Origin of the sequence: Sphingobacterium sp. UT-1RO-CII-1, assembly GCF_026711005.1 — a bacterium.
Lineage (GTDB): Bacteria > Bacteroidota > Bacteroidia > Sphingobacteriales > Sphingobacteriaceae > Sphingobacterium.
In genome coordinates this window covers 311112-324564 of record NZ_JAPPVJ010000003.1, presented here as the reverse complement: position 1 = coordinate 324564, position 13453 = coordinate 311112, and the positions used below count along the sequence as shown (strand labels likewise).

General features: G+C 36.7%; 11 protein-coding genes and 1 tRNA gene. 7 read left to right on the top strand and 5 right to left on the bottom strand.

What is annotated here, in order from left to right:
- Positions 1 to 261 precede the first annotated feature (261 nt).
- Positions 262 to 495 (top strand): VF530 family protein, encoded by a 234-nt coding sequence (locus tag ORI89_RS08805; protein WP_268230092.1) that lies wholly within the window; start codon positions 262 to 264, stop codon positions 493 to 495.
- A 24-nt stretch (positions 496 to 519) separates the two neighbouring features.
- Here the strand turns inward: ORI89_RS08805 and ORI89_RS08800 are convergent, their stop codons facing one another.
- A complete protein-coding gene (locus ORI89_RS08800) occupies positions 520 to 1899 on the bottom strand; it encodes an MATE family efflux transporter (RefSeq protein ID WP_268230091.1) in 1380 nt (459 codons plus the stop codon).
- A gap of 241 nt (positions 1900 to 2140) precedes the next feature.
- Between ORI89_RS08800 and ORI89_RS08795 the strand changes: the two genes are divergently transcribed.
- From ORI89_RS08795 to ORI89_RS08785, 3 genes are all read left to right on the top strand, one after another.
- Complete coding sequence (locus ORI89_RS08795) at positions 2141 to 2635, top strand: Sec-independent protein translocase subunit TatA/TatB (RefSeq protein ID WP_268230090.1); 495 nt, start codon at positions 2141 to 2143, stop codon at positions 2633 to 2635.
- Positions 2636 to 2869: 234 nt separating this feature from the next.
- The gene (locus ORI89_RS08790; RefSeq protein WP_268230089.1) at positions 2870 to 5092 is read left to right on the top strand and encodes a Tex family protein; all 2223 of its coding nucleotides are present in this window, start codon (positions 2870 to 2872) and stop codon (positions 5090 to 5092) included.
- Positions 5093 to 5164: 72 nt separating this feature from the next.
- Positions 5165 to 5452, top strand: coding sequence for a hypothetical protein (locus ORI89_RS08785; protein WP_268230088.1), 288 nt, complete (start codon positions 5165 to 5167; stop codon positions 5450 to 5452).
- Here the strand turns inward: ORI89_RS08785 and ORI89_RS08780 are convergent.
- Entirely contained in the window at positions 5445 to 9806 is a 4362-nt protein-coding gene (locus ORI89_RS08780) for a translocation/assembly module TamB domain-containing protein (protein WP_442800881.1), read from the bottom strand. The genes ORI89_RS08785 and ORI89_RS08780 overlap by 8 nt on opposite strands.
- Positions 9807 to 9882: 76 nt before the next feature.
- Here ORI89_RS08780 and tsaD point away from each other — a divergent pair, with 76 nt between their 5' ends.
- On the top strand, positions 9883 to 10884 hold the full coding sequence (gene tsaD, locus ORI89_RS08775; RefSeq protein ID WP_268230086.1) for a tRNA (adenosine(37)-N6)-threonylcarbamoyltransferase complex transferase subunit TsaD: 1002 nt from the start codon (positions 9883 to 9885) through the stop codon (positions 10882 to 10884).
- Positions 10885 to 10907: 23 nt separating this feature from the next.
- Here tsaD and ORI89_RS08770 read toward each other — a convergent pair whose 3' ends face one another.
- Positions 10908 to 11303 (bottom strand): hypothetical protein, encoded by a 396-nt coding sequence (locus ORI89_RS08770; protein ID WP_268230085.1) that lies wholly within the window; start codon positions 11301 to 11303, stop codon positions 10908 to 10910.
- 140 nt (positions 11304 to 11443) lie between these two features.
- Between ORI89_RS08770 and ORI89_RS08765 the strand changes: the two genes are divergently transcribed.
- Positions 11444 to 12190, top strand: coding sequence for a copper homeostasis protein CutC (locus ORI89_RS08765; RefSeq protein WP_268230084.1), 747 nt, complete (start codon positions 11444 to 11446; stop codon positions 12188 to 12190).
- Between the two features lie 55 nt (positions 12191 to 12245).
- Here ORI89_RS08765 and ORI89_RS08760 read toward each other — a convergent pair whose 3' ends face one another.
- Both ORI89_RS08760 and ORI89_RS08755 read right to left on the bottom strand, forming a co-directional pair.
- The gene (locus ORI89_RS08760) at positions 12246 to 12425 is read right to left on the bottom strand and encodes a spore protein (protein WP_268230083.1); all 180 of its coding nucleotides are present in this window, start codon (positions 12423 to 12425) and stop codon (positions 12246 to 12248) included.
- Between the two features lie 29 nt (positions 12426 to 12454).
- Positions 12455 to 12525 (bottom strand) — tRNA-Cys (locus ORI89_RS08755).
- A gap of 270 nt (positions 12526 to 12795) precedes the next feature.
- Here ORI89_RS08755 and ORI89_RS08750 point away from each other — a divergent pair.
- Entirely contained in the window at positions 12796 to 13428 is a 633-nt protein-coding gene (locus ORI89_RS08750; protein WP_268230082.1) for a porin family protein, read from the top strand.
- Positions 13429 to 13453 lie beyond the last annotated feature (25 nt).

Here is a 13453-nt window from a genome sequence, read left to right as displayed (position 1 = left end):
GGAAAGGAGATCATTTAGTGACCTCCTTTTTTATTATGTTTACATGGAAGTTCAATGATCTTTAAATTAGAGTTTTTTGGGGGGTAGTTTTTTAATTACTTCTAATGATTGCGTTACAGTTCTGCAATTTTATATTGGAGTTATTGTATGTTACAATTGATGAGGCACAGGTAGATTGTATTTATGATTATCTTAATGGGAGTTATATTACTTGTAATATAACTAGTTTTGGTTGTAGGATGATTTTTTTACCTTTGTTGTATGGAAGAACAGGTTAACAACCCTTTACATGGAAAGAGATTGGATCATATTATTGAGTACTTGGTAGACTATATGGGGTGGGATGAATTGGGGAGTAGAATACGAATCCGTTGTTTTACTGAAAATCCAAGCATTAAGTCTTCTCTTGTTTTTTTGAGGAAGACAACCTGGGCACGTGAAAAGGTAGAACAACTTTATTTACGTGTTTTAACTCATGAAAGACAAAGCAAGTAAATAGCTATTACTAGATTTCTACTCTTAAGTGATCTTGTTTTCAATTCTTTTTCCGGATTTTTTAATGATATAACGGTAACGGAAAAATAACAATAATGATGAGGTTAATAAACCTAAAGTCAGACCGTACCAAACTCCTTTTATTCCAATATTCAGTACGATACCAAGTAAGTAGGCGCTTGGAACTCCTATAATCCAATAAGCGAAGAACGTTATTAGTGTCGGGACATTTACGTCACCTATTCCTCTGAGTACACCTAAACCGACAACCTGTACACCATCAAAAAGTTGAAAAAGGCCTGCTATGATAAGTAGGCTTGCTGAAATTGTGATGACTGCCTGGTCGTCGCTAAATATTAACGGTAAATAGTTGCTAAAAAATGTGAAGATTAAAGCAGTACAGATCATGAAAACCAGCGCTAATTGGTAGGAAACATTGGCAAATTTAGTTACACGTATCATGTTGCCCTTTCCAAAACTATGACCTGTTTTGATAGTAGCGGCAGAAGCAATGCCACTTGCCATCATGTAAGCCATAGATGCAAGAGTGATAGCAACTTGATGACTGGCTTGTTCGATAGCTCCAATTTTTCCAGCAATTAATGCAGCAGCAGCAAATGCGCCTACCTCAAAAACATACTGCATGGCAACCGGAGCTCCGATGGTAAGTATCTTTTTTACGCGCTTAAAATCTATATATAAAAGTCTGAAATATTGTAGATAAGGCTTGAATCTGTTGGACTTTAATACATAGGTTGCCATCGCAATCATCATGGCAATACGGTCTATTAAAGTAGCATATCCTACTCCTTCAATTCCCATAGGTTTAATTCCGAAAAAGCCTTTTACGAAGATTATTGCGAGTACAACATTTAGAATGTTTCCCCATATGGTAATATTCATGGCCTGCTTGGTGAAGCCAAGCCCCTCAGCAAATTGTTTGAAGGTGTTGAAAACCATGAGAGGAACAACGGATAGCATGAGTATGAGTAGGTAAGGTTTGGCAGCGTCTACAACACGAGGATCCTGGTCCATATGTTGAACTGCATACATAGAGCCAAAGTTGACAATTAAAAAAAGTATAAGACCTGTCGCAATATTTAACCAGAGGCTGTTGGATAAAAGTCTGCCACAATCAGCTTTGTTATTGCGTCCATTTTCTTGTGCGATTAAAGGGGTGAGCCCGTAAGATACTCCAATACCTAGAACCATAACCACAATAAAAACAGAATGTACCAAGGAAACAGCAGCTAAAGGTATGGTGCCAACAAATTTGCCTACAATAATGGTGTCAGCCGTTTGTACAAGAGTCTGACCTAGCTGTGAAATGATTACAGGACCTGCTAAAGCGAAGGTGCTCCAGTAAAAATGTTTATTCTGTTTGTAGTATTTGTTAAATGTCATGCATTGGCAAAGGTAAATAAATAATCAGCTATAGTTTTCTAAAAAATCTAGTGGGATTAGAAAACTGAATTGTAAGAGAGTGTCGAATTATACATTTTATATAAATAATTAGGGCTATAGCTTTGTTTTGTGCTATGAAATCTACTTATTTGTTACTAAATATTTACAACAAAATTTTGAGGAATATTAAATTTACACTTACCTTAGTAACTTGTATTAGGTTAAATAAAAAGAAGAGAAAATGACTTTAGCATTTATGAATATAGGGACACAAGAGATGATTTTTATTGTCATTATTATCTTGTTGTTGTTTGGGGGTAAAAAATTGCCTGAATTAGCGCGTGGATTAGGTAAAGGTATAAGGGAGTTTAAAGATGCTTCTGATGGGATTAAGCGAGAGATTTCCGATCAGATTAATAACTTTGAAAAAGATTTAGATGTAACCGTAGATGATAAACCTACGACCAGTTATAGCAATACAGATACAAGTGAAGAAAAGAAAGATGAGGAGCTTGTGAGTAATGAAGATGGTGAAGATAAAAAAGGTTTTCCTGGATTTACTTCTCCTGAGAATACGTATCAGCATAATCCGGGTGAGCAGCCTAGCTCTGACGGTGATCATTATTCTTACGGTTATAATGATCATTTTGCAGAAAGTACAGCTGATGCTAGTGAGGATGAAAAACAAGCTGTTACTCCGGAAACTGGTAAACAGGATGATACAAAAAATGCTTAATTATCCATTAGTTCTTTTTAATAGTATTATAAGTGCGCTTACTGTCCTGCAAATAGCAAAGCGTAAAAAAGACAGTCTTTCTATTGATCCAAGCAATGGGAAGACTGCATGTGAAATACCTATGTAGTGGGGCGTGAACAAATTCGCATGATAGTAATCAAATTTTTAATTATACACTAGTCGTTTTATCAGAATAAATCTTTCTGATATTTATATTTATATTTTCAAATTATAATGGCATACGAAATTGTTATTTCGAAAGAATTGGGTGTTACCAATAGACAGGTATTAACTACTATTGAGTTATTGGACGAAGGTGCTACAGTGCCTTTTATAGCCCGTTACCGTAAAGAGTTGACGGGAAGTTTGGATGAGGTGCAGATTACAGCTATCCGAGACAGGGTACAACAATTGCGAGATTTAGATAAACGAAGAGAAGCAGTGGTGAAATCCATTACGGAGCAAGGAAAAATGACAGCGGAGCTAGAGCTTCAATTGCAGATAGTAGAGACGATGTCTGCATTGGAAGATCTTTATTTGCCTTATAAGCCTAAGCGTCGAACAAGAGCATCGATTGCTCGAGAAAAGGGACTACAAGAGTTAGCAGACTTGTTGTTGGGTCAATCAAGTAATGATTTGGACGCATTAGCGGCGAATTTTTTAGATGATGAAAAAGGAGTCTCTTCTTTAGAAGATGCTTTAGCCGGAGCAAGAGATATCATTGCCGAGCAAATTGCTGAAGATGCAGAAGTTCGGGCAAAAGCACGTACTGCCTTTATAGAAGAGGGGCAGTTTGTATCTCGGGTAGTTCCTGGAAAAGAAGATGCAGCTATTAAATATAAAGACTATTTTGAATGGTCAGAATCATTAAAAGATGCGCCTTCACATAGGGTATTGGCTATGCGAAGAGGTGAAAAGGAAGAGCTGTTATACCTAGATATTCAAGTGAGTGAAGACTTGGTGATTCCGGCTGTGGAAAAAATGTATCTTACTTCTAGAGGAGATGCTGCTGAGCAAGTAAGATTGGCTTTGCAAGATGGGTATAAGAGGTTGCTTAAGCCTTCTATGGAAACAGAGGTACGTGTGTTAACTAGGCAAAGGGCTGATGAAGAGGCTATTCGTGTTTTTGTTGATAATGTGCGTCAATTGTTGTTAGCGGCACCTTTGGGACAAAAGCGTTTATTAGCTATAGATCCAGGTTTTAGAACAGGTTGTAAAACTGTTGTTTTAGATGCTCAAGGGTTGTTGGTCGAGAATACGGCAGTTTTTCCTCATAATGGTGCGGGAGGGTTGGCTGAGGCGCAAAAGACCATTGTACATTTGGTTGATAAATATCAGATTGAAGCTATTGCCATTGGTAATGGTACTGCGGGAAGAGAAACAGAAGAATTTGTACGCAAACTTGGTCTGCGTGATGTGACAATTGTCATGGTTAATGAGTCGGGGGCTTCTATTTACTCGGCTTCAGAGGTTGCTCGTGAGGAGTTTCCTGATCAGGATGTCACTGTACGGGGAGCTGTTTCTATTGGCCGTCGTTTAATGGATCCTTTGGCTGAATTGGTGAAAATCGACCCTAAGTCGATTGGCGTTGGACAATACCAACATGATGTAGATCAAAATAAATTACAGACAGCTTTGGACGATACGGTTATTTCCTGTGTTAATGCGGTCGGTGTTGAATTGAATACAGCTTCAAAACAGGTTTTATCTTATGTGTCAGGGTTGGGGCCTTCCTTAGCACAGCAGATAGTGAATTATCGCAATGCGAATGGACCTTTTAAAACACGTAAAGAATTGAAAAAAGTACCACGTTTAGGCGAGAAAGCTTTTGAACAGGCAGCAGGTTTTTTACGTATTCGGAATGGGGAGCATCCTTTAGATGCATCGGCAGTACACCCAGAGCGTTATGCAGTGGTGGAAACGATGGCTAGGGACTTGAATACGAAGATAGCCAACTTATTAAGTGATGAGAGGTTAAGAAAGCAGATTAATTTGAAGGAGTATGTAACGGAGGAAGTAGGTTTGCCGACCCTAAACGACATTCTGGGCGAGTTGTCTAAACCAGGAAGAGACCCACGGGAACAATTTGAAGAGTTTAAGTTTGCTGACGGAGTAAATAGTATTGCTGATTTAAGGGTTGGTATGAAGTTGCCAGGTGTAGTTACTAATATTACAAATTTTGGAGCTTTTGTTGATATTGGTGTCCATCAAGATGGTTTGGTGCATTTAAGTCAGTTGGCCAACAGGTATGTTTCAGATCCACATGAAATTGTTAAAGTCCAGCAGCATGTTGAAGTAACTGTTACTGAAATTGATGAAAACCGTAAAAGAATAGGTCTATCTATGAAAACAGAAGATAAAGGTCCGCGTAAGGTGGGAAAGAGGCGAAGTGAGGGCTCTACCGAGGGAGGAGATATGGCCAGTAAACTTGCAGCCTTAGCTAGTAAGTTTAAGTAACGGTAGTTGATTTTTCCCACTTACAAAATTGTTTATTTTTGTAAGTGGGTTATCAAATTTTATTATAAGATTATGAGGTATAGTGATTTTATAAACACTTTAACAGAGTTGTCTGAACCGAAAGCTGAGTGGGCAATACAATTGCAAGCATTGTGGTATGACAAGAAGGGAGACTGGAAAAAGGCGCATGACTTGGTTGATCAGTTGGACGACAAAAGTTCTGCACATGTGCATGCATATTTACATCGGGTCGAGGGCGATCTTTGGAATGCTGGCTATTGGTATAGGCAAGCTGGGAAGAAAGTATTTGAAGGGACGCTTGACCATGAATGGGATGAACTCGTAAACCTATTTATTTAAAATGTATAAAATTTTTGCTGGTGTCGGGTGATGTTATCTTTTTTGTTTCTTTTTTCTCTTTCCAAATCCACATTTTTCTCCAAAACTCAGCTATAGAATTAAATTCTTGTCTATATACAATGCCTACTGCGCTAATATAATCGCTGTAAGGATTAAACAGTACACTTTTAGTATTTAACCTATTGTAGGCACGTAATACTAGGTTTCCATCTTGCCTCAGACGGAATGTTAGTTCAGCATCCGTTGCAATTTGATCAGAAAATAGATTAAGGTCATTCATGATCGTGTTGCGGCGATCTGAAACCCCACCCGTAAGAATTAGCCTATCATCAAAGAAGCGTAATGAGGCAGAGGCGTCATTGAACGACCGAATATTAAGATCTAGAAAATTCATATTTAGTGATTGTGATATAATTGTATTGAGTTGATTAAATGCGATTTCGGTTCCTGCAGATAATAGGGTGTTATTTACTTCCTTGCCAAATTCTTGCGTAGAGGCAGGAGTGAAGCTTCTACGGACAATAAGACTAATGGCCTGTTGGTTGAGGCTATTTCCATCACTTAAATAACCCTGCAATTCGTCTTTGATGTAGGGATCTTGTGGAAAGTTTAAATCGAATGAAATTTCCGGTTGGTTCAAAGGACCTCTTAGAAGCATGGTAGCTTGTGCAAGCGTTCTTGCGCTGTTCTCAGCGTGCCCTGCGGCATTGTAAAGCGGCGCGACAGAGGTCCGCTGTTCATAGGTGGCGCCAAGGTTGATCGTTGCTTCGCTAGGGATACCTGCCCATCTGATGGTCCCCCCTTCCTTTAGATCAAAGTATTTATTGAAAAAGTCTTGAGCGGTAAAATGAAATTTCCCCGAAAGTACATGGTAGTCTCCAAACATTTCAAAATCACCAAGAGAGGATATTTTTAAAGATATATTTCCTGTGCCTAAACTTTTTAAAGAACCTACATTATTTTCTAAATTTATTTCTGTTTCACGGGTGATTTCGATGTCCATATTCATCGTTAGACCTTTGAATAGGGAGGTCTTGGTCTTGTCCTCGGCAGAATTAGGGTTTGAAAAGTATATAAAGTCGTTGTCACTAATAGTTAGCGAGCTGTTAAATGGGATTGTGATTGTAGTATTTGGGTTTGATTGTGCATTAATGTCTATATTGATGGCTGATGTCTGTCCAGAAAAGGTAAAGTTTCCAGAGGCATATGCTGTTCCGTAAAAAAGTTCGTTATTTTTTTTGTTCGTATTTAATATTTGAAAGTTATCTGTTCTCAGATTCACGTTTAGAGTTGGATCCGAGAGAGTGTTCAAGTTAATGCTTCCGTTTGCCGAAGCCTCAATATTTTTGTGATCTCTGATCTTAACATCAGTAAGTATAAAACTATTGTTGTCAAGAAGTAAGTTCTGTTGTGTTAAAGTATAATGAGTTTGTAAATATTTTACCAAGAAACCTGCTTCATGTACAGTCGCTCGTCCGTTTATGATAGGTTGGTAGATCGATCCTCTTATGGCTAAATCTCCACTTACTTTTCCATATAAACCTGAGACTAGACTTCTTAAAAAAGGTTGAGCAACTGCAATATCCATATTTTTGATATTTCCATTCAGTTGCAGTGCATCTGTTTTAGTGTTTAGGTTATAGCTCCCTGTTAAATTTATCCCATTTTGATTGATATCACTAAGCTTAGTGTTTAATTTGATTAAAGCTGTAGATGGTTCATAATCGGCATCTATGTACAGGCTACCTATTGGTAGGTTGTTGTATACAATAGGGGAAGTAGTGATATGTGCTGACAATCTAGGGGTTTTAAAAACGGAGTTGATGGTAATATCTCCGTTCATTTGCCCATGTAACTCTATGCCCATTGGCATAGTTATGCCTGCAAGAGCCGATAGGTTGAATTCTTTAAACATGATATTGATATCATCATCCTGATCGGAGAGAATGCCGTTAAGAGCAACTTCTTGTTGTTGTCGCTTAAACAGTAAGTTGTTTAAATAAAACTTTCCTTTAGATACGCGTAAATCGGCGGTTTCGTCGATAGACCATTGCTCGTTATTGAGAATAATTTTCGAATTACTAAACTTAATATATGCGGGCTTGTTTGGTGCAAAATGAATGTTTCCATGTAGGTTTAGATAGTTAGCGTTGTGCTCTTCTGAAAGTAACATGCCGAAGTGTAAGCTGTCATTAGCAAGTACGTTTGTCAGTTTTATTCCTTCAATATAAGTCGAATCTGTTAAGCTTAATCTGTCGGCAGTGATGTTTAGTGAAAATGCTTTCTCATCCGCATTTTCTATTAATTTTAAATTGGTTAATTGTAGCCCTTTGTATTTGACACTTGGGCTATGAGCTTCAAAATTTGCTTTGTAATGATCAGATGAAAAATGTGCATTGAGTTTAGTGTTGTCATGAATCTCTAAGTCGGAGTGGAGGAATGTAGAAAGTGGTTTGTATTTTTTAATAAGAACGTTTAAATTAAAGTTTTGTGGATTGTAGTTTTTTGCTTCTATGTTTATAGCAGGTGCGTAGCGCATGGCTAAAGATTGAAAATAGTTGGCTAGCGTAGGTAGATCTATTTGTCCCGACATTTTAGCGTCAACTGCATCTGATTGTATACTTAATATCTTTGTTTTGTTTTCTTCCTTGGAGGTTATATTGAAATCACGAATAGTGAAATTACCATGCGAAGTATTGAAATGAATCTGATCGGAGACTATTTCGCCTGTTATGGAATTGAGTGCTGATCCCGTTAGCTGTGCATGTACTATCGAGTTTGTAAGTGTAATGCTATCCTTGTTTAATAAATTACTCGTTTTTAGGTCGAGTAGGTCAATGTGTGATGAAAAGGAATGAATAGGTGCATTGTCCTTCCAGCTTATTTTGCTATCTATATGTAATCGGGCAGAAGGATCATTGACAGCAACGTTAGCGTAAAATATTCTTTCATCAATTTCTGTGTCAAAATCAACTTGTTCGTAGGTATATTTGTTGAAATCTAAATTATTAAGTTTGCCATTAGCAGTGAGTTTTATGTCATTAATAGCAAGTCCTTTACCGTCGAAATTTATGTCTAAGGAGCTGCTGGCTAAAAGAGGAGAGTTCAAGAGAGAACCGAGACTAAACGAATCACTAGTCAAATGACCGACATATTGAAAAGATGGTTTTAAGTTGAAATCAGTGTCAATATTTAAATTCCCTAAGTCGGTTTGAATCTTTCCTAGTGTCTTGAAATGATGGTAGTAGCCGGAGAGTATGCCTCGGTATTGAATTGTTCCGAATTGTTTTAACGCTTCAGGAAGTATAAAAGCCTCAGTATTTGCTAATCCTGGTACGATTTGTTCGAGTTCATTTGCGGATGTTGTGAGCGACTCGATATTAAAATCAAATTTCGTTTGGTCAATATTCGGAAGCCCTTTAATTGTGAAGCTTCCTTTTAGTTGGGTGCTGTTAAGCATATTTAGATTTGCATCCTCAACTTGTATATGTTCTACTGTTCCATTTAAAGAAGCTTTTTTTATTTCGGATATAAAGCGAACGTATTTCATATTGGGAGCAAAGAATTCAATATCTCTAGAATCTATTAAGCTATTTTTTAAATTACTTTTCACATGAACACTTTCCATGAAATTTTCGAAGTCTTTTATGTCTATGTAGTTTAAAGAAATATAGTCGGTAAGTCTTGATCGGTTTGTTTGCAGTGTTAAATTAGCTAATTCTAATTGTGTCTTAGAGAGCGTAATTGTACTCGTTAGGTTTTGAAGAATAAATCCGCTTTGTTCTTTAAGTTTTAGATTCTCAACTTTGGCGCTATAAGATGATTGATTTTGCTGTATGTCTTTTATTTTTACGGAAATAAAAGATAGGTCTAAATTACTGATGTCTAAACCTTGTTTTTTAGGTTTATACTGATGATTTGTAAACTTGATTTGGTTATTTATTAGTTCGATGTCATTAAGTTCAATACTTATTTTTTTTGAATTGGATTTCGTGTTTTTTTTGTTTGGTGCAAAATAGTTGATAAGGAATGTGAAATTACTACTGTCTTTATACATTTCGTAATGTAGAAATGCATCATTGAGGGCTACTTTTCTTATGCTTAGTTTGCTATTTAAAATTTGTGCTATTGAAATTTGTGCACTTGCTTGGGGGATGCTTAGCATTTGCTGTCCTTTTCTGTCAAGAATTGACAAATTTGTAATGCTAAAAGAACGAAAAGACTTTAAGTTGACGCCATCGATACTAATTGTGGTTTTTAATTCATTACTAAGAAAGTGTGCTAGTCTTTTTGAAATATAGTTTTGTATAGATTGATTTTGAATCGCAAAAATAGCGATAATAGTTAGCGTGATTAAGCTAAACAGTATTATTGACGTTATTTTCAGTATTTTTTTGATACTTTTGTTTTTTATTTTAGTACATGTTGCTATGGCTGTTATTCTCGGTATCGAATCTTCATGCGATGAAACTTCAGCGTCTATATGTATAGACGGTGAAATTAAATCAAATATTATTGCTGGGCAAGCAATTCATGCTAATTATGGCGGTGTTGTGCCAGAATTGGCTTCTCGTGCGCACCAACAAAATATTATTCCTACCGTGGATCAAGCTATTCTAGAAGCAAAAGTAAACAAAAATGATATAGATGCAGTTGCTTTTACGCGTGGACCTGGTTTATTGGGCGCTTTGCTTGTTGGCACTTCATTTGCAAAAGGTTTTGCTCTAGCACGGAACGTTCCTTTAATAGAGGTAAATCATATGCAAGCACATATCTTGGCACATTTTATCGACGAGCCAAAGCCTGCATTTCCTTTTTTATGCCTGACTGTTTCTGGAGGGCATACACAAATTGTTTTAGTGAAAGATTACTTTGAAATGGAAGTATTAGGGCAGACTCTAGATGATGCAGCAGGTGAAGCCTTTGATAAAACAGCCAAAATTATGAATCTTCCTTATCCAGGTGGTCCCTTAATAGATAAGTATGCGCAATTAGGAAATGCGGATGCATTCCAGTTCCCTGAACCACAAATTAGGGGATTGGACTTTAGCTTTTCAGGATTGAAAACTGCAATACTCTATATGATTCAGGCAGAGGAAAAAAAGGATGCACAATTTTTAGAAAATAATTTATACGATGTTTGTGCTTCAGTGCAAGGGAGGGTAGTTTCTATATTATTGAATAAATTGAAACAAGCAGCGAAACAAACGGGAATAAAACGGATTGCTATTGCCGGCGGTGTTTCTGCAAATTCAGGTCTGCGTAGTACTTTGAACGAATTGGGCGATAAATTAGGCTGGACTGTTTTTATTCCTAAGTTTGAATATTGTACAGATAACGCAGCAATGATTGCAATTGCTGGATATCATAAATTCTTGAAAGCTGACTTCGTGGATCAAGGGGTAGCTCCTTTAGCACGTATGCACGTGTAAATACGTCTGACCTTTGAGATATTTTAGGTAGATATGGAAAACTTAATTAACCATTCTTTTAAGATAGCCGATACTTCATATTGCTCTTCTCGAGCAAAAACGAGCATATTCTCTTCAATGGCTAATAGCATATCTTGATAAGCTGAAAAAGTTCCATCTATGTTTCTATAGTTGGATATCAGATCGATGAGAAAGCAATAGGTATCATACTCTAAGAATTTATGTTGGTGTTTTTGCGTTGCTTTCATCCATTTTGTTTCCTGTTGAAAGCCAGATGTTATATGACTATTACAAATATTGTTGTAATAGACTCTAGTGATGTGTAATTCCTTTTTAAGTTTATCATTTTCGGATATTAACTGATCATAGATAGTGTTTAGATGATCTTGTATGGTGTATTCTTTCCAGGTAGAAGACATAATACTTATGTTGGGTGAGCGGTGTTTATTGTGTTAGTTATGTAATAACACGTAAAGGAGTGATTTGTTTTAAATTTTTGTCGTTAATAATTCATGCAGCTAATTATTACATTAGATATAAAATGTTGATTTTTGTATTTATGGAAAGACAGATAAACGGTTATTGGCTAGAAGTGTGTTCAAACTCGTCATACTCAGCTATACAGGCGCAACAAGGAGGGGCTAGTCGTATTGAGTTGTGTCAGAATTTAGAGAATGGAGGAACAACACCCTCCTATGCTCAAATTAAACGGACAAGAGACTTGTTAACGATTGGTATTCATGTGTTGATTAGGCCAAGAGGAGGTGATTTTGTGTATAACGATACTGATTTTGAAGAGATAAAAGAAGATATTAAGGTGTGTAAGGATTTAAACTGTGATGGAGTTGTGATAGGTGTACTCAAACCAAATGGCACAGTGGATGTGGATAGAAATAGAGAGTTAGTTGAGCTAGCTAAACCGATGACGACTGTTTTTCATCGTGCATTTGATCGTTGTGCAGATCCTTTTCAAGCGTTAGAGGATGTTATAAGCTTAGGGTTCGATAGGATCTTGACATCAGGGCTTAAAAGTACAGCCAGCGAAGGGAAAGAGCTCTTACGAGAACTTGTCGAGAAGGCGGCTGGTAGAATTGAGATTATGCCTGGAGCGGGTGTTCATGCAGATAACATTAAGGATATTATAAGATGTACTGGAGTTAAGTCTATTCATTCATCGGCAAAAATTGTAGTGAATTCCACTATGACATATCATTCTAGCCTGTTTGAGGGTATGAATGAGCCAACTATGGAAACATCGGTTGAAAAGGTGAAAGAATTGTGTGCGTTGCTAGAAGAACTGAATTAGTATCGGAGAAAAAAAAGAGAGCTATAGCTCTCTTTTTTTATATTGTATTGAACAACTACTTAGCTTCTGCAACTAGTTTATCCAAAATTTCATTGTTTTTAGTAATTTGACTGTTTTTAGGCATTTTACTTTTTGAACCCAGTTCAACGTTACGACCTAATTTAAGGAATTGTACTTCCATACGTGATACAGTCTTATTTCTTCTATCTTTTCTTTTTAATCTTGTAACTGCCATTGTTAAATGTTTTTATTGTCAATAAAACGAGGTCGGAAGCGGATTCGAACCGCTGTAGGAGGTTTTGCAGACCTCAGCCTAGCCACTCGGCCATCCGACCATTTCCCATTCGAGGGAATGCAAAAATAAAATTTACTTTTGATATAAGCAAAGCTTATTGTTAAAAGATTTTTTTATATAGAAGTGTTTAACTGTTTTTTTAACCTCTCTGATTTGTATGGCGCTGGTTTTGAGTTATTTGCGTCATATGTCTTGAATGGCTGTTTTTTTGGATTGAAAGTTGTTGTTATATCTTTATCGTTTAGTAAAGTTGTATTCTTGTAGTTTTTATTGAAAAACTGCATATTTATTAAAAATAAAATTTATAGACATGAAAAAAGTATTACTATCATTTAGTGTTGCATTTATGTTAGCTTTTGGTGCACAAGCGCAAACTCCATTGCAATATGGCGTAAAGGCTGGAATTAATTTTCCTTCTTATAGCTATGGAAATTCGAATATGTTGTCAGATTCCAAGGCAACTACAAATTTTTATGTAACAGGGTATCTAGATGCACCCGTAACATCTAATCTTTACATTCAGCCAGGTGTTTCTTTACAAGGGAAGGGAGCTAAGTTAATCAGTGATGGAAATCGAGGTTTTGAAGTAAAACAGAATACGATGTGGCTAGAAGTGCCTGTTAATTTTGTAGGTAAATTTCAGACGTCAACTGGTAGTTTTTTCTTAGGAGCTGGTCCTTATGTGGGGTTTGGTCTGAGCGGTAAAAATAAGATTGAATCAGGCAGTGTCGATATAGAGGATAAATTTAAATTCGGGAAAAGTAAATCTTTGAAGGGTACGGACTTTGGCTTGAACTTTTTAGCTGGATATAAGTTAGATGGGGGGCTTACGCTTAACGTAGGATACGGTTTAGGATTGACAAATATTGCAGGAGAAAATAACTTTGGAACACATAGTATTAAAAATAGAGCTTGGTCAGTAGGGGTTGGATTTGAAATCTAAACTCATGTGGTTTTAGAAAAAGTAC